The organism is Citrobacter sp. Cpo074, assembly GCF_030332745.1.
GTDB lineage: Bacteria > Pseudomonadota > Gammaproteobacteria > Enterobacterales > Enterobacteriaceae > Citrobacter > Citrobacter portucalensis.
In genome coordinates, this window is the sequence record NZ_JAOWHG010000027.1 from 624,831 (window position 1) to 642,941 (window position 18,111).

At 51.7% G+C, this 18,111-nt stretch carries 18 protein-coding genes; 4 read left to right on the forward strand and 14 right to left on the reverse strand.

Translation table 11 applies throughout. From position 1 onward, the window contains the following. Nucleotides 1–85: 85 nt before the first annotated feature. Genes OGX83_RS07585 through OGX83_RS07595 form a run of 3 tightly spaced genes read right to left on the reverse strand, consistent with a single transcriptional unit; the run spans nucleotide 86 to nucleotide 2,603 of the window. Entirely contained in the window at nucleotides 86–898 is an 813-nt protein-coding gene (locus tag OGX83_RS07585; RefSeq protein WP_003029358.1) for a MetQ/NlpA family ABC transporter substrate-binding protein, read from the reverse strand. A gap of 21 nt (nucleotides 899–919) precedes the next feature. Next, nucleotides 920–1,588 carry a methionine ABC transporter permease gene (locus OGX83_RS07590; protein ID WP_003029361.1) on the reverse strand — a complete coding sequence of 223 codons (669 nt, stop codon included), beginning with the start codon at nucleotides 1,586–1,588 and terminating at the stop codon, nucleotides 920–922. Beyond that, nucleotides 1,581–2,603 carry a methionine ABC transporter ATP-binding protein gene (locus OGX83_RS07595; RefSeq protein WP_191214753.1) on the reverse strand — a complete coding sequence of 341 codons (1,023 nt, stop codon included), beginning with the start codon at nucleotides 2,601–2,603 and terminating at the stop codon, nucleotides 1,581–1,583. The genes OGX83_RS07590 and OGX83_RS07595 overlap by 8 nt, the downstream gene beginning before the upstream one ends. Nucleotides 2,604–2,978: 375 nt before the next feature. On the opposite strand from OGX83_RS07595, the gene ynhH reads away from it, so the two are divergent. From ynhH to lpp, 3 genes are all read left to right on the forward strand, one after another. Beyond that, the gene (gene ynhH, locus OGX83_RS07600) at nucleotides 2,979–3,173 is read left to right on the forward strand and encodes a protein YnhH (RefSeq protein ID WP_244293978.1); all 195 of its coding nucleotides are present in this window, start codon (nucleotides 2,979–2,981) and stop codon (nucleotides 3,171–3,173) included. Between the two features lie 7 nt (nucleotides 3,174–3,180). After that, entirely contained in the window at nucleotides 3,181–4,593 is a 1,413-nt protein-coding gene (gene pykF / locus OGX83_RS07605) for a pyruvate kinase PykF (protein ID WP_003029366.1), read from the forward strand. 309 nt (nucleotides 4,594–4,902) lie between these two features. Continuing rightward, nucleotides 4,903–5,139: a murein lipoprotein Lpp gene (lpp, locus tag OGX83_RS07610; RefSeq protein ID WP_003029373.1), complete on the forward strand. Its 237-nt coding sequence runs from the start codon at nucleotides 4,903–4,905 to the stop codon at nucleotides 5,137–5,139. Nucleotides 5,140–5,206: 67 nt separating this feature from the next. On the opposite strand, the gene ldtE is transcribed toward lpp, so the two are convergent. The 8 genes from ldtE to OGX83_RS07650 all read right to left on the reverse strand — a co-directional run bounded on the left by ldtE (nucleotide 5,207) and on the right by OGX83_RS07650 (nucleotide 13,219). Further along, nucleotides 5,207–6,211, reverse strand: coding sequence for a L,D-transpeptidase LdtE (gene ldtE, locus OGX83_RS07615; RefSeq protein ID WP_032943210.1), 1,005 nt, complete (start codon nucleotides 6,209–6,211; stop codon nucleotides 5,207–5,209). Between the two features lie 124 nt (nucleotides 6,212–6,335). Continuing rightward, complete coding sequence (gene sufE, locus OGX83_RS07620; RefSeq protein ID WP_003832654.1) at nucleotides 6,336–6,752, reverse strand: cysteine desulfuration protein SufE; 417 nt, start codon at nucleotides 6,750–6,752, stop codon at nucleotides 6,336–6,338. A 12-nt stretch (nucleotides 6,753–6,764) separates the two neighbouring features. After that, nucleotides 6,765–7,985 (reverse strand): cysteine desulfurase SufS, encoded by a 1,221-nt coding sequence (sufS, locus tag OGX83_RS07625; protein WP_008784609.1) that lies wholly within the window; start codon nucleotides 7,983–7,985, stop codon nucleotides 6,765–6,767. Further along, complete coding sequence (sufD, locus tag OGX83_RS07630; RefSeq protein WP_032943209.1) at nucleotides 7,982–9,253, reverse strand: Fe-S cluster assembly protein SufD; 1,272 nt, start codon at nucleotides 9,251–9,253, stop codon at nucleotides 7,982–7,984. Before sufD ends, sufS begins: the two co-directional genes overlap by 4 nt. Next, nucleotides 9,228–9,974 carry a Fe-S cluster assembly ATPase SufC gene (gene sufC / locus OGX83_RS07635; RefSeq protein WP_003832649.1) on the reverse strand — a complete coding sequence of 249 codons (747 nt, stop codon included), beginning with the start codon at nucleotides 9,972–9,974 and terminating at the stop codon, nucleotides 9,228–9,230. The genes sufD and sufC overlap by 26 nt, the downstream gene beginning before the upstream one ends. A gap of 16 nt (nucleotides 9,975–9,990) precedes the next feature. Continuing rightward, nucleotides 9,991–11,478, reverse strand: coding sequence for a Fe-S cluster assembly protein SufB (gene sufB / locus OGX83_RS07640; protein WP_286587707.1), 1,488 nt, complete (start codon nucleotides 11,476–11,478; stop codon nucleotides 9,991–9,993). An 8-nt stretch (nucleotides 11,479–11,486) separates the two neighbouring features. Continuing rightward, nucleotides 11,487–11,855, reverse strand: coding sequence for a Fe-S cluster assembly scaffold SufA (gene sufA, locus OGX83_RS07645; RefSeq protein ID WP_003832645.1), 369 nt, complete (start codon nucleotides 11,853–11,855; stop codon nucleotides 11,487–11,489). Between the two features lie 488 nt (nucleotides 11,856–12,343). Beyond that, nucleotides 12,344–13,219 (reverse strand): LysR family transcriptional regulator, encoded by an 876-nt coding sequence (locus OGX83_RS07650; protein ID WP_048214311.1) that lies wholly within the window; start codon nucleotides 13,217–13,219, stop codon nucleotides 12,344–12,346. Nucleotides 13,220–13,340: 121 nt separating this feature from the next. On the opposite strand from OGX83_RS07650, the gene OGX83_RS07655 reads away from it, so the two are divergent. Beyond that, nucleotides 13,341–14,192, forward strand: a complete 852-nt coding sequence (locus OGX83_RS07655) for a Vmh family MBL fold metallo-hydrolase (RefSeq protein WP_032943195.1) — start codon at nucleotides 13,341–13,343, stop codon at nucleotides 14,190–14,192. Between the two features lie 66 nt (nucleotides 14,193–14,258). Here the strand turns inward: OGX83_RS07655 and OGX83_RS07660 are convergent, their stop codons facing one another. The 3 genes from OGX83_RS07660 to ydiJ form a co-directional block, all read right to left on the reverse strand. Then, nucleotides 14,259–14,447 carry a YdiH family protein gene (locus OGX83_RS07660; protein ID WP_003030540.1) on the reverse strand — a complete coding sequence of 63 codons (189 nt, stop codon included), beginning with the start codon at nucleotides 14,445–14,447 and terminating at the stop codon, nucleotides 14,259–14,261. A gap of 77 nt (nucleotides 14,448–14,524) precedes the next feature. After that, on the reverse strand, nucleotides 14,525–14,935 hold the full coding sequence (gene menI, locus OGX83_RS07665; RefSeq protein ID WP_008784603.1) for a 1,4-dihydroxy-2-naphthoyl-CoA hydrolase: 411 nt from the start codon (nucleotides 14,933–14,935) through the stop codon (nucleotides 14,525–14,527). Continuing rightward, nucleotides 14,932–17,988: a D-2-hydroxyglutarate dehydrogenase YdiJ gene (gene ydiJ, locus OGX83_RS07670; protein ID WP_267452055.1), complete on the reverse strand. Its 3,057-nt coding sequence runs from the start codon at nucleotides 17,986–17,988 to the stop codon at nucleotides 14,932–14,934. The genes menI and ydiJ overlap by 4 nt, the downstream gene beginning before the upstream one ends. Nucleotides 17,989–18,111 lie beyond the last annotated feature (123 nt).

Genomic DNA, 18,111 nt, shown 5'->3' on the forward strand with positions numbered 1-18,111 from the left:
CACATGGCAACGCGAACGCGTTTTACCCGGCCTACAGGACATCGTAGGCCGGATAAAGCACTGCCGCCACCCGGCAAAAAGCAGATCAGTTGTTTACCGGGATCACCGCACCTTTATATTTAGTACGGATCCAGTCCTGGATCTCTTTTGAATGCAGGACATCAACCAGCGCTACGATATCCTTTTTCTTCTCGTCGCCACGATGCACGGTAATGATGTTGGCATACGGGTTGTTTTCACCACTTTCAACAGCAATAGGATCTTTCACTGGATCCAGCCCGGCGTCGATGGCGTAGTTGGCGTTAATCACCACCGCATCGCCTTCGTCGTTGTTATACATCTGCGGTAACAGCGCGGCTTCCACGTTTGGCAGGAACTTCAGCTTTTTCGGGTTTTCGACGATATCGCTAATGCGCGCAGTTACTTTATCCACGCCCGGCTTCAGCTTGATCACCCCCTCTTTTTCGAAAATCGACAGAATACGGCCTTCCTCAGATACCGCGTCACGCATGATGACTTTGCCGCCTTCCGGCAGATCTTTAAGTGATTTCACTTTTTTCGAATAGATACCAATCGGCTCAATGTGAATCGCTCCGGCGCTGACGAAGTCATACGTTTTATCGCCTGCATGGTCTTTAATCACGCTGTTCAGGTACGGAATATGCTGGAAGTAGTTGGCGTCAATCTCACGGCCAGCCAGCGCAGTGTTCGGCAGAATGTAATCCTGGAACGGTTTAATCTCCAGATCGATCCCCTGCTTCGCCAAAATCGGTTTGGCCTGTTCAAGGATCTCCGCATGCGGCACGTTAGACGCGCCAACGGTCAGAGTATCAGCCCAGGAGGCAAAGCTCAGGGCGCTTAAGGTTGCTGCGGCGAGTAACGTCAGTGATTTTTTCATGATTATGGTTTCCGTATTTTATTAGCGTTTATCTAACAGAGAGGTGATCACATCGCCGCAAAGCTGGATGATGAAGACAATGAGCAAAATCGTCACCGTCGCCACCAGCGTGACGTCGCTGTGGTTGCGCTGGAATCCTTCCAGATAGGCCAAATTCCCTAAACCACCGGCACCAATTACCCCTGCCATCGCGCTGTAGCTCACCAGCGCAATTAGCGTCACGGTGATCCCGGACACCAGAGCAGGAGATGATTCCGGCAGTAAAACTCGAAAAATAAGTGTGCTCAGTCGTGCACCCATTGAACGCGTCGCTTCAATAACGCCTTTATCCACTTCACGCAGAGCGATTTCGACCAGACGCGCATAAAACGGCGCTGCCCCCACGATCAGCGCAGGCAACGCGGCATTGGCGCCGAGGATGGTGCCTACCATCGCTTTGGTAAACGGGATCAGCAGCACGATCAAAATGATGAATGGGATCGAACGAAAGATATTCACCACCAGCGAAATAGCGCTATATACCGCGCGATTAGGGAACAATCCGCCGCGCGCGGTCAGGAACAATGCCAGGCCAAGCGCGATGCCCAAGATAAAGGTCGCCGCCCCCGAAAGAGCTGTCATATACAGCGTTTCCTGGGTTGCCGCTAACAGTTGTTCCCACTTCAGATGGGGAAACAGTTCTTCAGCCATGTTGAATCACCTCGCCTTCAATGTCGCTCTGGCGCAGGTCGGCCAAAATATTGTTCAATTGTTCCTCAGAGGCCACCACGTGCACCCAGAGTTGCCCAAACACGCCATGTGCGGTTTGCGTCATCTTGCCGTGCAAGATGTTGAACGGCAGGCCATAGCGCAGGGTCAATTCCCCAACCACAGGGCGGTGGGTACGTTGCCCGGTAAAGGTTAATTTGATAACCAACCCACCCAACTCGCTTGCCAGTTGCGGATTAAACTCGTCTTCTTCGGTGTACTGGCTCACCTGACGAACAAATTGTCGGGTAATAGGCTGCTGAGGATGGGTAAAGACGCTGAGCACATCACCTTCCTCAACGACCTTGCCGTTTTCCATTACCGCGACGCGGTCGCAGATTTTGCGTACCACGTGCATTTCATGAGTGATCAGCACTATGGTCAATTTGAAACGACGGTTAATATCGAGGAGTAAATCGAGGATCTGATCGGTAGTTTGCGGATCCAGCGCCGAGGTGGCTTCGTCACACAGCAGGACATCTGGATTGTTCGCCAGCGCACGAGCAATTCCTACACGCTGTTTTTGCCCACCGCTGAGCTGGGAAGGATACGCATTTTCACGACCGCTCAGCCCAACCAGCGTAATCAGTTCAGCAACCCGCGTTTTGATGGACGCTTTGGACGCACCGGCGATTTGCATAGAGAACGCAATGTTTTCGCTAACGGTCCGCGACCACAGCAAATTGAAGTGTTGAAACACCATGCTGATTTTCAGTCGCGCCTGGCGTAACGATTCCCCACTGGCGGCCGAGATATCGTGGCCGTTAATCGTCACGCTGCCGGAGGTCGGTTTTTCGAGACCATTGAGCAAACGAATTAAGGTGCTTTTACCTGCCCCGCTGTAACCAATAATGCCGTAAATCTGCCCCTGTTCAACCGTCAGGTTGACGTTATCGACAGCGGTGATGGCAAGCCTGCCTGGCGTAAACACTTTCGAAATATTTTTCAGGACAATCATGTCGTTTGGGTATCCGCTGCTGCTTATTGTTCTTCTGCTAGCGCTTTTGGCTGTTTAGCAGTATGGATGTCCAAACGAGTGTAATCAGTGGAATTGGCTTTTAAAATGAATTAAAACGCATTTGATATAACTTTTAGAAATATAGTACTGCATCGACGTCAACGGCATAAAACGTAGTCATCGAGATGTTAAATGCAGTTTGTTGCGCAACAAATCGCAACGCCGGATAACCTCTTTATCCATACCGATGAACAAATTAATGAATAATTTTTGTAAAACTGCACAGAAGTGTTTTGAAACGCTGTTTCCATTTTCCTTTTTGATAATTTTCAGCGTATAATGCGCGCCAATTGTCTCTTGAATGGTTTCAGCACATTGACCTGTAAAACTCAACGACTACAGAACTCACCATCCCGTTGGGCTGAAACACAAGCACACATTCCTCTGCACGCTTTTTCGATGTCACCTATCCTTAGAGCGAGGCATCACAACTTTCGTAACTCAGGTTTAGCTTCCCATCCGTGCGCGATGGGAGCCAGATTTCCATATCCTTCTCAACTTAAAGACTAAGACTGTCATGAAAAAGACGAAAATTGTTTGCACCATCGGTCCGAAAACCGAATCCGAAGAGATGTTAACCAAAATGCTGGACGCGGGCATGAACGTCATGCGTCTGAACTTCTCCCACGGCGACTACGCAGAACACGGTCAGCGCATCAAGAATTTGCGCAACGTTATGAGCAAAACCGGCAAGAAAGCCGCAATCCTGCTCGACACCAAAGGTCCGGAAATCCGTACCATCAAACTGGAAGGCGGTAACGACGTTTCCCTGAAAGCGGGCCAGACCTTCACCTTCACCACCGACAAATCTGTCGTAGGTAACAACGAAATCGTTGCTGTAACTTACGAAGGCTTCACTAAAGATCTGTCCGTCGGCAACACCGTTCTGGTTGATGATGGTCTGATCGGCATGGAAGTTACCGCTATCGAAGGTAACAAAGTTATCTGTAAAGTGCTGAACAACGGCGACCTGGGCGAAAACAAAGGCGTTAACCTGCCGGGCGTTTCCATCGCGCTGCCAGCACTGGCTGAAAAAGACAAACAAGACCTGATCTTCGGTTGCGAGCAAGGCGTTGACTTCGTTGCAGCGTCCTTTATCCGTAAACGTTCTGACGTCGTTGAAATCCGTGAGCACCTGAAAGCACACGGCGGCGAAAACATCCAGATCATCTCCAAAATCGAAAACCAGGAAGGCCTGAACAACTTCGACGAAATCCTCGAAGCGTCTGACGGCATCATGGTTGCGCGTGGCGATATGGGCGTTGAGATCCCGGTTGAAGAAGTTATCTTCGCGCAGAAGATGATCATCGAAAAATGTATCCGTGCACGTAAAGTCGTTATCACTGCGACCCAGATGCTGGACTCCATGATCAAAAACCCGCGTCCGACCCGCGCTGAAGCCGGTGACGTAGCGAACGCCATCCTCGACGGTACCGACGCAGTAATGCTGTCTGGCGAGTCTGCAAAAGGTAAATACCCGCTGGAAGCCGTTACCATCATGGCGACCATCTGTGAGCGTACTGACCGTGTGATGACCAGCCGTCTGGACTTCAACAACGACAGCCGCAAACTGCGCATCACCGAAGCCGTTTGCCGTGGCGCGGTTGAAACTGCTGAAAAACTGGACGCGCCGCTGATCGTCGTCGCAACCCAGGGTGGTAAATCCGCTCGCGCAGTACGTAAATACTTCCCGGATGCCACCATCCTGGCGCTGACCACCAACGAAACTACCGCGCGTCAGCTGGTGCTGAGCAAAGGCGTTGTTGCACAGGTGGTTAAAGAAATCAGCTCTACCGATGATTTCTATCGTCTGGGTAAAGAAGTCGCTCTGGAAAGCGGTCTGGCTCAAAAAGGTGACGTTGTGGTTATGGTTTCTGGTGCACTGGTTCCGAGTGGCACCACCAACACCGCATCTGTTCACGTGCTGTAATAATTCCATCGCGAATTAATTTGCTAAAAAAAGCGCCCTGGTGGCGCTTTTTTTATTTTATCGATAGCCACAATTAATAAAAAATCAAATCGGATTTCACTATCTAATCCGTGATTATCTAAGATGAATCCGATGGAAGCTTTCTGTTTTCACTCGGGTTTTTAGCCGTTTTTGCACAATTCGATGCTTCTTTGAGCGAACGATCAAAAATAAGTGCATTCCCATCAAAAAAATATTCTCAACATAAAAAAGTTTGTGTAATACTTGTAACGCTACATGGAGATTAACTCAATCTAGAGGGTATTAATAATGAATCGTACTAAACTGGTACTGGGCGCGGTAATCCTGGGTTCTACTCTGCTGGCAGGTTGCTCCAGCAACGCTAAAATCGATCAGCTGTCTTCTGACGTTCAGACTCTGAACGCTAAAGTTGACCAGCTGAGCAACGACGTGAACGCAATGCGTTCCGACGTTCAGGCTGCTAAAGATGACGCAGCTCGCGCTAACCAGCGTCTGGACAACGCAGCTACTAAATACCGCAAGTAATAGTATCTGTGTAATAAAAATGGCGCACATTGTGCGCCATTTTTTTGCTCTGAATTCCCCTTCCCTGTTATTGCGTAGCGCGCACCTCAGCATCTCCTCCCGGCACGCCATTTTGCGCAGACTTCACTTCTGGCCCATTGCTCGCGACCGATGCTTGCCCGGCAGTGACGGTGACTGGATAACCTGCGCGACGATACAACGCCCTTTCCACCAGACTGTTATCCACCGCTTTATTATCTTTAAACTGGGTGAAACCGGCTGGCAGCACATACGGCATGGTCTGGACGTTTTGCTCCTCTTCCGGCGACAGCGGTCGATGCACTTCGACATACCTCATGCCGTTCGGCTCAATCGAATATTTTATCGGCTCATTAATCACCCTGACCGGCGTGCCTGTGCGGACCTGAGCAAACAGTGCTTTAATGTCCGGCGCGTTCATGCGAATACAACCAGAACTCACACGCAGGCCCACGCTGTCCGGCGCGCTGGTGCCATGGATCAGATACTCACCGTTTCCATGCGCCAGACGCAGTGCAAAGCGTCCTAACGGGTTATTTGGCCCGGCAGGTACAACAGGCGGTAATGTGATGCCGCGCTCCAGAGAGCGTTTACGGATGCCTGGTGTAGGGGTCCAGGTAGGATTTGGGATTTTCTGCCCAACCCGGGTTTCCATTACCGGCGTTTCCAGCCCCTGCAAACCGATACCAATTGGGAATACCTGAACAATATTCTCTCCCGGCGGGAAGTAGTACAGACGCAGTTCCGCCAGATTCACAATAATGCCTTCGCGTGGTGCATCCGGCAGCAGTAATTGTGAGGGAATAGTAATCAGGGTTCCGGGTTTAGGTACGGGGGCAATAGTATTGTTGGCTTCAAGGATCAGCATGGCAGCGGTATCAAACTTACGGGCTATCGCCTGTAGGTTTTTATCGCCTTCCTGCACGGTGTAGGTTTGGTTTTGCCCAACAAGGCGGCTGTTCGCCTGGGGCAAAGGATAATCGACCGCCCATGCGGCCTGAATAGCGCTGTAAGCGCCGATTAGCATTAACGTAATAACAGACGCGCGTTTCATACTCACTCACCCCCCCTGGCGTTCTTGCCGGACGGCGGCGAGCGCCCAATCCGGCTTACGAGTCACTGCGTTGCCTTACACGAACGCTTTCAAGTCGGTCTGAAAGTTAACGTGTTTTATCAGTTTAGCTAAGAGTTGCGGCTTTGGCGCGAATAGCCCGAATCATCGCCTCCAGCCCTTGTGAACGAGACGGCGTGAGGTGCTGTGCGAGCGCCATTTTTTCAAACCACGGACGCACATCAAAATTCACAATATCCTGGGCCGTCATGCGATCATACAAAATGAACACCACGGCAATAAGTCCTTTCACAATTGCCGCATCACTGTCGCCCTGTAATTCAATAATCCCTTCGCCATTCTGGTTCATAACAATCCATACCTGACTTTGACATCCCTGGATGCTATTTTCCGGGCAGCGTAAGTCGTCGTTTAATTCCGGCAAACGCTGACCCAGCTCAATAATGTACAGGTATTTCTCTTCCCAATTAGCGCAACGCAGAAAATTACGCAACAACTTTTCTTTATCCGGTAGCGCAGCCATAACGCCTCCCTGTTAGCCCAGTAAGTGATGAATACGCTTGAGGCCCGTTACCAGGCGATCCACTTCTTCATGGGTGTTGTACATTGCAATCGACGCCCGGCACATAGCAGGAACGTTATAGTAGGCCATCAGCGGCATAGCGCAGTGATGCCCCGTCCGCACGGCTATTCCATAGTTATCAAGAAAACTGCCGACGTCAAAGGCGTGATGTTTACCAAGGTTAAATGCAATCACACCCAAGCGGTTATCCGGTCCGTAGAGTGTCAAATCCGGCACATCCGCCAGCTGCTCCAACGCATAGCGCATCATGAACTGTTCATATTCGCTGATTTCAGTAAGCCCCAGTGCTGAAACATACTCAATAGCCGCGCCGAGTCCGATAATACCTCCGGTATTTGGCGTTCCGGCTTCAAAACGCCAGGGGGCTTTAGCCCACGTTGTTCCCTGACTCAAACTCACCGTCGCAATCATTGAACCACCGCCTTCCCAGGGTGGCATCTCCTGCAACAGCGACTCTCTGGCATACAGAACGCCAATACCGGTTGGTCCATAAAGTTTATGCCCGGAGAAAACATAAAAATCGCAATCCAGTGCCTGGACATCCACCTGATGATGCATCACCGCCTGTGCGCCATCCACCAACACTTTTGCGCCGTATTGATGCGCCAGCTCAATCATTTCTGATAACGGGTTCTCGGTACCCAACACGTTAGAAACGTGGGTAATCGCCAGCAGTTGCGTACGATCGTCAAACAGCGTCGGCAGCGTCTCCAGCTGCAACGTACCATCGGCATTGAGCGGAATAACGCGCAGCTCTGCCCCTACGCGGGCACACAGCATCTGCCAGGGCACAATATTGGCGTGGTGCTCCATTTCGCTGATGATAATGTTATCGCCCGCTCGCACATTGCTGCTGCCCCAGCTGTTCGCCACCAGATTGATGCCTTCCGTCGTACCACGAACAAACACCAGCTCTTCCGCTGAGCGGGCGTTAATAAACAACGAGGCAAGCTTGCGCACATTTTCCATTTTTTCCGTGGCCTGGGCGCTCAGCGTATGAATACCGCGGTGGACCGCCGCATAGCCGTGACGATAAAACTCGGCCTCGGCATCAATCACCTGATTGGGTTTTTGCGCGCTGGCAGCGCTGTCCAGATACGCCAACGGTAAACCGTTCACTTCACGCGTCAGGACCGGAAAGTCAGCCCGTACTTTTTCAATGGGAAATGTCATGCTGCGCCTCCCGGCAAGCGTTGGGCGATCCGTGCCAGTACCTGTTGTTTCAGCGTTTCATCGCCCAGGGCTTCCGTCAGCTCAGCGGCAAACGCATAGAGAATCATGTGTTGAGCATCCTGCTGGCCGATCCCTCGCGAACGCAGATAGAACATCTGTTCGTCGTCGATCCGCCCTACCGTCGCCCCGTGGCTGCATTTCACATCGTCGGCGTAAATTTCGAGCTGTGGCTTGGTATCCACCTCCGCCAGCTTTCCGAGCAACAAATTATTGTTGGTCATCTGACCGTCGGTTTTGATGGCGTGCTGGGCGACGTTGATCAGACCATTGAAGACCGCTCGTCCCTTATCGCTGACAATCGTTTTATGCAGCTGGCGACTGTTGCAATACCCTTTGTTGTGCTCAAGCCAGGTCCGTGTATCACAGACTTCATTTTTCACCGGCATCGCCAGACTGTTCAGCCGAAGCGTGGTGTTTTCACCGTTAAGCTGCGTACTGGTGTTATGGCGCAATACCGCATCACCAAGCAAGAAACTGTGGCTAACGGCAGTAGCATCCGCGCCCAATTGAATGTCATTATGCGCGAAGTGGTGACTAAACGGATTTTCGAACGCCAGTTTGATATGGCGCAAATGGGCGTTTGCCGCGACGTTCATCGTTAAGCGTGCGCCGGTGAAATGGCGACGCTCGCTGAGGCTGGCATAGTGTTCAATGACGGTGGCTTCTGCGCCTTCCGCTAGCTCCAGATGGTGGCGATAGTGCGCCGTATTCACCTCATCGCCCGCCAGCCCCTGGGTTATGTGCAGCAGCAGCAGCGGTTTCGCGGGGCGCTGGTTACGCTTCACCTGAATGTGCGTTACGCTACGGGACAGGCTTTCGGTAAGGTGCAAAAACACTTCCGGTTGGATAGCCGCTGGCAGCGCCTGGCGCGCATCGTCAATGGTAATGTCAAAACCGCTACCGTCTGTACTGTCGCTGAGCGTCGGAGAGAATTGTCCGTCAACAAACACCAGTCGTACAGCATCAATTGTCGGCGACAACGCTGCACATTGGGCTGACGTTATCTCAGCGACATGACTGACAAACTGGCTGTTGGTTAATCCCTCCAGCGGCGTGTATTTCCAGTCCTCATGCTTCCGCGTTGGCAGCCCCAGACGCAGCATCTGTTGCAAGTGCTGCTGCGCATGGTGTGAGCGTGTCTCCCCTTGCGTCTCAAACAGATGATGCCACTGTTGCAGCACGTTACTGCTGTTCGCTAAGCCAGCCATAACCTTGCTCCTCCAGTTGTTTGACCAGCGTAAAATCACCGGACTTCACAATTCGCCCCTGGTAGAGAACGTGAACAAAATCGGGTTTGATATAGTCCAGGATGCGCTGATAGTGAGTGACGATAATGAATGAGCGTTTCCCGTCACGCAGCGAGTTCACGCCATCCGCAACGATTTTCAGCGCATCAATATCCAGCCCGGAGTCTGACTCATCAAGAATGCACAACTGAGGCTCCAGCACGGCCATTTGCAGAATGTCATTACGTTTTTTCTCACCGCCGGAGAAACCGACGTTTACCGAGCGCGTGAGCAAATCCTCCGGCATCTTCAGCAGCGCTATTTTCTCTTCCATCAGATCCTGGAAGTCGAATCGATCCAGCGACTCTTCGCCACGGTAACTCCGCACCGCATTCAGCGCCGTTTGCAGGAAAAACTGGTTACTGACGCCAGGGATTTCCACCGGATACTGGAATGCCATAAAGATCCCTTCACCGGCCCGGTCTTCCGGCGACAGTTCCAGTAAATCCTTGCCGTTGAACTCTACCGTTCCGCCAGTGACGTCGTAGTCTTCCCGTCCAGCGAGAGTTGCGGAAAGCGTACTTTTCCCCGAACCGTTTGGTCCCATAATGGCGTGAACTTCTCCGGGTCGAACCTCAAGGCTCAACCCACGCAGGATCGCCTTATCTTCCACACTGACCTGTAAATCTTTGATGCTTAACATGTGCTTTCCTTAAAATTTAACCGACGCTGTGCTCAAGACTTATGGCGAGAAGTTTTTGCGCTTCCACAGCAAACTCTAGCGGCAGTTCAGAGAACACGTCTTTACAGAAACCATTCACGATCATCGAAATGGCATCCTCTTCACTGATGCCGCGCTGCAGGCAGTAAAACAACTGGTCTTCACCAATACGCGACGTGGTGGCTTCATGTTCAAGCTGGGCGCTATTGTTACGACACTCCACATACGGGAAGGTGTGTGCCCCACAATCCGCACCGATCAACATCGAGTCGCATTGGGTATAGTTGCGGGCGTTAGTAGCGGCCGGCATGATTTTCACTAAGCCGCGATAACTGTTCTGGCTGTGTCCGGCGGAGATCCCTTTCGAGATAATGGTCGATTTGGTGTTTTTGCCAATGTGGATCATTTTGGTGCCGGTATCGGCCTGCTGATGTCCACTGGTCAGCGCGACGGAGTAGAATTCGCCGATCGAGTTGTCGCCACGCAAAATGCAGCTTGGGTATTTCCAGGTAATGGCCGAGCCGGTTTCCGACTGCGTCCACGACATTTTGCTGTTTTCGCCTTCGCAGAGTGCGCGCTTGGTGACGAAATTCAAAATACCGCCCGTATTGCCATCGCCGGGAAACCAGTTTTGCACCGTGGAGTATTTCACTTCGGCATCTTTGTGAATGATGACTTCCACCACCGCCGCGTGTAGTTGGTAACTGTCGCGCACCGGGGCTGAACAGCCTTCGATATAGCTGACGTAGCTGCCCTCATCCGCAACCAGAATGGTGCGTTCAAACTGCCCGGTTTTTTCCGCATTGATACGGAAATAGGTCGACAGCTCCATTGGGCAACGTACGCCTTTCGGTACATAAATAAACGTGCCGTCAGATGCCACCGCCGCATTCAGCGCGGCAAAGAAATTGTCATTGCCGGGGACAACCGTGCCCAGGTACTGTTTTACCAGCTCAGGATGATCGTGAATGGCCTCACCGAACGAACAGAAAATAATGCCCTGCTCCGCCAGTTTGTCGCGATAGGTGGTCGCTACCGATACCGAGTCGAAAATAGCATCAACCGCCACTTCTTTGCCTTCACGTACCGGCACGCCAAGCTGTTCGAATGCGTCCTCAACCTCTTTGCTTAAAAATGCATTCGCGCCCGTTTGCTGTACCGCTCCCGGTTCGGACGCACAGGTTTCATCGCAGTTACCGCAGGAAGGTGCGGAGTAATAGCTATACTCCTGATAATTCAGTTTGTCGTAATGCGCTTTAAGCCAGTGTGGTTCTTCCATGGTCAGCCACGCTTTAAAGGCATTCAGGCGAAATTCCAGCATCCAGTCGGGTTCATTTCGTTTTGCCGAAATCGCGCGCACGACATCTTCATTGATCCCTTTTGCCAGCTCATCGGTTTGCAGTTGGGTGAAGAAGCCCTCTTTGTAATTAAGGTGCCCGCCAGCCCAGGTGTTGACATCGTCAGTTGCTTCAGTATTACGAGACATAGTACCGCCTATACCCCAAAACTTTCGCCACAGCCGCATTCGTTCTGGGCTTTCGGGTTATGAAATTTAAATAACTGGTTTAATCCTTCGCGAACGAAATCGACTTCTGTACCGTCAATGAACGGCATCGCCTGCAACGGCACATAAAGTCTGGCGCCCTCCGTTTCAAACAGCAGATCGTCTTTTTCGGGTTGGCGGACGGTATCCAGCACGTAGCCGAATCCCGCGCACCCTGTTTGCTTCACACCTAGACGCACACCCAACATGTCAGGTTGCTTTGCCACCAGTTCACGGATATGCGCCGCAGCCGCTGGCGTTAACGTCAGCCCACGCCAGGCAAAATCGTCCGGGTTAAATGTTCCTGAATGCAATTCCATAGAGTTACCTCGAGTCACTAGCTTTTAAGCTATAACACCATGTTAGTGATAATGATTATCACTTCAACCCCTCAACAGCAGGGGCATTCGGGTTAATCGCCCTTTCTGACTACTTTTACTAAGCATAGACCCTGCAGCGAGGGTTTACAGGGATGGATTATTTTGTTCAATGCATTGATTAATAATGGATTATGAAAATCCAATCGTTCAGTCAGGTCAAATGACATAAGATGTATAGAAAATGTCTATTTAAAGGATAGGTGGGGATGAAGGTAGGGAAAAACAATTCAAATAATAAACAAACAACAAAAAACCCTTAAGTCTGCTTGCTGGCAGGCTTAAGGGTTCCGGCCCCATCCGGCGCTTATCTCCGGCACTCATATTGGCTTAGCTCTTGAAGGGGCGATAAGAAGAATCTCATACACCGATTAGTTTTTTTTAACACTAATTGCGGTTTGACTCTTTTATAAACGCGTTCAATCACATATTTAACGCTGTGCCTCACTGAGCGTGTCCAGCAGCAGGCGTAGCCCTGCGGGTTGATGTTCACGTGAAAGGTACAAACCATAAATCGGCAGGCATTTAGGTTGAAGTTCTGGCAGTAATCGAATTAGCTTTCCCTGCTCCAGCCCTTCCTGCGCCTCCAGCTCTGGCACCAACGCGATCCCCATTCCGGCCACCGCCGACTCGCAGAGCAGCGAAGAGATCCCTGCACTCAAATTCCCTTTGATTGCAACGGAGACAGACTGCCCCTGAGGATCCAAAAAGTGCCAGGATTGCCCGGCAAAACCGCTGTAGTACAGGCAATTGTGCCGTGTGAGATCGTCGATTGTCTCAGGTGTGCCATGTTGATGCAGATAATCTGCAGACGCGCAAAGCACCGATTTACAGTCGCCCAACCGACGGGCAATAGTCCCTGGCTCTGGATTATCTGTTATGCGGATCGCCACATCGATGCGTTCCCCCACAAGGCTTACCGGTTGATTATTGATCTCCACCTCAATACGTAATTGCGGATATTGCGCCATAAACGTCGGCAGAACCGGAGCAAGAATATGCATCGCGGTAAAATGGGCGCAGGCTACACGTAGCGTGCCGGAGGGAATTTGCGCGGCACTGGCGGCACCAATATCCAGCGAAAGTTGCGCCAGAGAACGTGTTTTCACTAATGCCTCTTCACCCGCTGGCGTGATCGTCAAACGACGCGATGAGCGATGGATAAGCCTTGCGCCTGCCCATTTTTCCATCTCGTCGAGATAACGACTGACCATCGGACGGGAAAGCCCCAACGCACGCGCGGCTGCGCTCAGGCTACCCAAATCACAGATATGGTTGAATACCGTTGCCGCCATCACTCTGTCCATTGTTCCCATCCGATCGTTTTATGAAACTCAGCATGTCCTAATGAGGGAATTCTAACAGATCCGAATATCCTTAAAATACGGGAACTATCAAAAGACAATTTCCTGCACAAGGTTACCTGGTATGAAAGTTAAAACTCTGGCCCTGCTGTTACCTCTGTTTGCGTCTTCAGCTTTCGCCGCGCCACTACAGCTGGACGTCTATAATCCACAGGATAAGGCTATTTTCCCGGTTTCTTCGACGCTGGTGTCTGGCCCAAAAGAGGCGATTTTGTTTGACGCCCAGTTCAGTACCAAAGATGGCGAACAACTGGTGCAAATGATTCGAGCCAGCGGTAAAACGCTGAAGGCTATTGTGATCACCTCCGGCGATCCGGATTTCTATTTTGGTTTGCAGCCCATCGTTGAGGCCTTCCCACAGGTAAAAGTCCTGGCAACGCCGCAGGTGGTAGACCATATCCGCGCCACCAAAGAGGCCAAGCTGCAGTTCTGGGGCCCGCAAATGAAGGACGGCGCACCAACATCGCTCACCGTTCCGCAGGCGACTACGCAAACGCAGTTCACGGTTGATGACGAAACGCTGGAACTGCGTCACGCCAACGATTATGCAGCGTATATCTGGATCCCGGCGAATCGAGCCATTATTGGCGGCACAGGCGTGGCTTCAGGTATTCACGTCTGGACGGCGGACACACAGTCTGAACAACAACGTAGTGCATGGCGTAGCGTACTGAGCGAAATGCAGAGCTTACAGCCCACTCAGGTGGTACCGGGTCATTACATTGGCGACCGCCCAACCGGTGATAAAGCTATTCGCTTCACCCAGGACTATTTGCAGTCGTTTGAGCAGGCGCTAGGGGCGAAAAAAGGATCGGGTTATGTGATTAAAACCATGACGGCAGCATGGCCAGGCCTTGCAGACGTAAGCTCGCTGGAACTAAGTGCAAAAGTTAACAGCGGCGAGATGAAGTGGTAATGAAGATTTAAGGCAAAAATAACCCCGAACGCGTGTCGGGGTTTCGTTACGATAAGCATACCGGAATCAATGAACGCCCATGCGCCAGGCAAAATAGATCTCTTCTTTCAGTTCAGTGGAAGAGAGCGCCAACAGATCTGCAAACTCCAGCTCAAGCTGTTTCAGCCTTTTCAGGTACTGAGCCGGTGAAAGATCGGTTTTATCACGACGTAAAAATTCTATTGCCAGTTGGGCAGGGTCTAATTGGGTAGACATATCATCCTCGCTTGTGTTCAAAACCTGCACAGTATAACACCATTCCCTGTGCAGATAATGACCAAAAGCAATATGCATCACAAAATTGCGGTCGTCAGACGCGACGTGCAGCACAATCGACCCTGCTCATCGAAGATTTCTATTTGCCACACCTGGTGACGAGAACCTGTATGTAACGCGCGACATACGCCCCTGACGAGCCCTTCCCGTGCAGAACGGATATGGTTGGCGTTGATCTCCAGGCCCACCACTTTCTGCTCACCCTGAGTACACAAGTAGCCAGCTACCGAACCAATGCTTTCCGCCAGCACCACGGATGCGCCGCCGTGTAACAACCCAAAGGGTTGTTTGGTGCGATGGTCCACCGGCATCGTAGCTTCCAGCGTATCGTCGCCAATGTGCACAAAACGAATATCGAGCAACCCAACCATATTTCCTTCACCCATGGCATTGAGCGCCTCGAGTGTGACTTCACGTTTCCAGATCATCCTATAATCTCCAGCAGTGCCTGTAATGGGTGGCGAACGCCCGTACCTTCAACGCGTTTAACCTGGCTGCGACAGGAGTACCCTGTAGCCAGACAACGGTTACGTGGCAATCGTTGCATTGCCTGGTGCCATGATAACTCATAGATACCCAATGAGTTTTGGTGATTCTTCACTTCGTGACCGTAAGTGCCAGCCATACCACAGCACCCCACGCTGACGTTCTCCAGCTTTGCGCCAAAGCGAGCAAAAATAGCCGCCCATTGTGCAGGCGCGCCCGGTAAAGCCGTCACTTCGGTACAGTGGCCAAAGAAGTACCACGGTTCACCGCCAACAGCGACTGACTGCTGTGTTTCCACAGTTTTTGATAACCATTCGTTGGCCAGCAGCACATGGAAATCACCCCGCTGTTCTCCCAGCGCCAGCTTGTATTCATCGCGATAACAAAGCACCAGCGCCGGATCAACACCCACCATCGGAATATTCAGCTTCGCTACCCGGTTAAGAAACTCGGATGTCTTTTTCGCCGTTTTGGCAAAACGGTTTAAAAAGCCTTTAATGTGCTGCGCCTTGCCGTTTGGCGAAAACGGCAGCAGTACCGGCTGCATACCCAGTTTTTCTACCAGACGTATAAAATCAGCCACCACCTGCGCATCGTAATAGCTGGTGAACGGATCCTGTACCACCAGCACCGTGCGGGCTTTTTGCTCGAGGCTGAGTAATTCGAGCTGTTCCAGCGTCATATTGGCAGAACGATGCCCCACCAGTTGGCGTTGCAGCGACGGCGCAGACAACAGCGGTAAATCAACCATTCCAATGTGCTTTTTAGCCAGATTTCGCACCAGCGGCTGATTGATGAAGAAGTTAAACGTTTTAGGCGCCCGCGCCATTAGCGGTGCATAGCTCTCAACGGTCGCCACCATATGATCGCGCAACGGGCGCAGATAACGCGTGTGGTACAGTTGCAGGAAGCGTGAGCGGAACTCCGGCACATCAATTTTAATCGGACACTGTGTGGAACAGGCTTTACACGCCAGGCAACCTGACATCGCCTCTTTTACTTCGTGCGAGAAATCGTATTCGCCCTTGCGTGCATGCCAGCTGTTGCGGGTACGGGTAATCAGCGTGCGTAAACTGGCGCGTTTCTCCGGTAGCTCTTTTTCCAGTTGCACAGGATCGATCCCGCGATCGGCCAACAGACGCAGCCATTCACGTACCAGCGTAGCTCGCCCTTTCGGAGAATGGATACGGTTAAGGCTGATTTTCATCGACGGACACATGGGGCTTTTCGCATCGAAGTTAAAGCATAACCCGTTGCCATTACACTCCATTGCCCCACGCCACTCCTGGCGTACGGCCAGCGGGATTTGACGGTCATACGTTCCGCGTTTCACCGCGTCCACTTTCATCATCGGCGCATCAACGTCCTCCGGTGGACAGATTTTGCCGGGGTTGAGCCGGTTTTGCGGATCAAACACCGATTTCACTTTGCGCAGTTCACGATACAGTTCATCACCGAAAAACGCCGGACTGTATTCCGCACGAAAACCTTTCCCGTGCTCACCCCACAACAAACCGCCATATTTTGCCGTCAGCGCGACGACATCATCAGAAATGCGTTTCATCAGCACTTCCTGCTGCGGGTCGCACATATCTAAAGCCGGCCTGACGTGCAGCACGCCAGCATCCACGTGGCCGAACATACCGTAACTCAGACCATGGCTGTCGAGCAGCGCGCGAAACTCGGCAATATAGTCAGCCAGATGCTCCGGAGGAACGCAGGTATCCTCGGCGAACGGAATGGGCTTCGCGGAACCTTTTGCATTGCCCAGCAGACCGACAGCCTTTTTGCGCATGGCGTAAATTCGTTCGACGCCCGCCAGTTCGGTACATAGCTGCCAGCCAATAACGCCCGCTTCCTGGCGAGCGATTAACCCATCCAGGCGTTCGCAGAGTGCGCTGACTTGCGAATTAATCAAGGTTTCGTCGTCACCGGCAAACTCGACAATATTCAGGCCCAGCATCTCTTTATCCGCGACATCGGTAATCAGTTCGCTTACCGAGTGCCAGACGATGTCTTCACGCGCCAGATTGAGTACTTTGGAGTCGACGGTTTCTACCGACAATGCGCGCGCTTCCACCATCACCGGCGCGTTACGCAACGCCGAATCAAACGAATCGTACTTAACGTTAACCAACTGTCTGACTTTGGGCAGTGGCGTGATATCAAGGCGGGCTTCGGTGATAAACGCCAGCGTACCTTCAGAGCCGGTAAGAATGCGGGTTAAATCAAATTCGGTCATCTCATCGTTAAAGACGTGCCGCAGATCGTAACCCGTCAGGAAGCGATTAAGTTTCGGGAATTTATCCATGATCAGCTGTCGGTTATCACGACAACGCTCATAAACGGTCTTATAGATACGGCCAATCGTGGTATTGCTTTTACCCAGCATTTCGGCAAGCTCGACCGGCATGGGCTGGGTATCCAGAATATCACCGCCCATCAGCACCGCACGGATGCCCAACACATGATCGGAAGTTTTACCGTAAACCAACGATCCTTGCCCGGACGCATCGGTGTTGATCATCCCGCCGAGCGTTGCCCGGTTACTGGTGGATAATTCCGGGGCAAAGAAATAGCCATATGGCTTCAGAAACTGGTTGAGCTGGTCTTTTATCACCCCGGCTTCTACCCGCACCCAACCTTCTTGCGGGTTGATTTCAATAATCCGGCTCATATAGCGGGACATATCAACAATAATGCCCTGGTTCAGCGCCTGACCGTTGGTCCCGGTGCCGCCGCCGCGCGGGGTAAAAATCAACGACGAGAATAGCGGTTCTGCCGCCAGACGGGCGATTAACGCCACATCTGCGGTTGAACGAGGGAAAACGACAGCATCAGGAAGCAGCTGATAAATACTGTTATCCGTCGACATTGTCAGACGATCGGCATAGCTCGTTGCCGTATCACCCGTGAATCCTTGCTGCTCCAGCGCCTGCAAAAAATTGAGCACCAGCTGAACGACACCTGGCGCCTGAGAAATTTGTGGAATCATTATAGTGACCCTTTCCTGCGGTCTGTGTTGTGAATTTAATCGTTTGCGTGTTGCTTTGTTTGTTGTATCACATTTTTTTCTAATACGCTCAGCAGATTTACAGGCAGAATCCGCCTGTTCAAA

Bases quoted from the DNA above. Each gene is read 5' to 3' on its own strand.
- sufD (WP_032943209.1), bottom strand. From the start codon at position 9,253: ATGGCTGGCTTAGCGAACAGCAGTAACGTGCTGCAACAGTGGCATCAT.
- OGX83_RS07585 (WP_003029358.1), bottom strand. From the start codon at position 898: ATGAAAAAATCACTGACGTTACTCGCCGCAGCAACCTTAAGCGCCCTG.
- menI (WP_008784603.1), bottom strand. From the start codon at position 14,935: ATGATCTGGAAACGTGAAGTCACACTCGAGGCGCTCAATGCCATGGGT.
- ydiJ (WP_267452055.1), bottom strand. From the start codon at position 17,988: ATGATTCCACAAATTTCTCAGGCGCCAGGTGTCGTTCAGCTGGTGCTC.
- sufB (WP_286587707.1), bottom strand. From the start codon at position 11,478: ATGTCTCGTAATACTGAAGCAACTGACGATGTCAACACCTGGGCTGGC.
- OGX83_RS07660 (WP_003030540.1), bottom strand. From the start codon at position 14,447: ATGTCTACCCAATTAGACCCTGCCCAACTGGCAATAGAATTTTTACGT.
- sufC (WP_003832649.1), bottom strand. From the start codon at position 9,974: ATGTTAAGCATCAAAGATTTACAGGTCAGTGTGGAAGATAAGGCGATC.
- lpp (WP_003029373.1), top strand. From the start codon at position 4,903: ATGAATCGTACTAAACTGGTACTGGGCGCGGTAATCCTGGGTTCTACT.
- sufS (WP_008784609.1), bottom strand. From the start codon at position 7,985: ATGACATTTCCCATTGAAAAAGTACGGGCTGACTTTCCGGTCCTGACG.
- ldtE (WP_032943210.1), bottom strand. From the start codon at position 6,211: ATGAAACGCGCGTCTGTTATTACGTTAATGCTAATCGGCGCTTACAGC.
- sufA (WP_003832645.1), bottom strand. From the start codon at position 11,855: ATGGAATTGCATTCAGGAACATTTAACCCGGACGATTTTGCCTGGCGT.
- OGX83_RS07590 (WP_003029361.1), bottom strand. From the start codon at position 1,588: ATGGCTGAAGAACTGTTTCCCCATCTGAAGTGGGAACAACTGTTAGCG.
- OGX83_RS07650 (WP_048214311.1), bottom strand. From the start codon at position 13,219: ATGGACAGAGTGATGGCGGCAACGGTATTCAACCATATCTGTGATTTG.
- OGX83_RS07595 (WP_191214753.1), bottom strand. From the start codon at position 2,603: ATGATTGTCCTGAAAAATATTTCGAAAGTGTTTACGCCAGGCAGGCTT.
- OGX83_RS07655 (WP_032943195.1), top strand. From the start codon at position 13,341: ATGAAAGTTAAAACTCTGGCCCTGCTGTTACCTCTGTTTGCGTCTTCA.
- pykF (WP_003029366.1), top strand. From the start codon at position 3,181: ATGAAAAAGACGAAAATTGTTTGCACCATCGGTCCGAAAACCGAATCC.
- sufE (WP_003832654.1), bottom strand. From the start codon at position 6,752: ATGGCTGCGCTACCGGATAAAGAAAAGTTGTTGCGTAATTTTCTGCGT.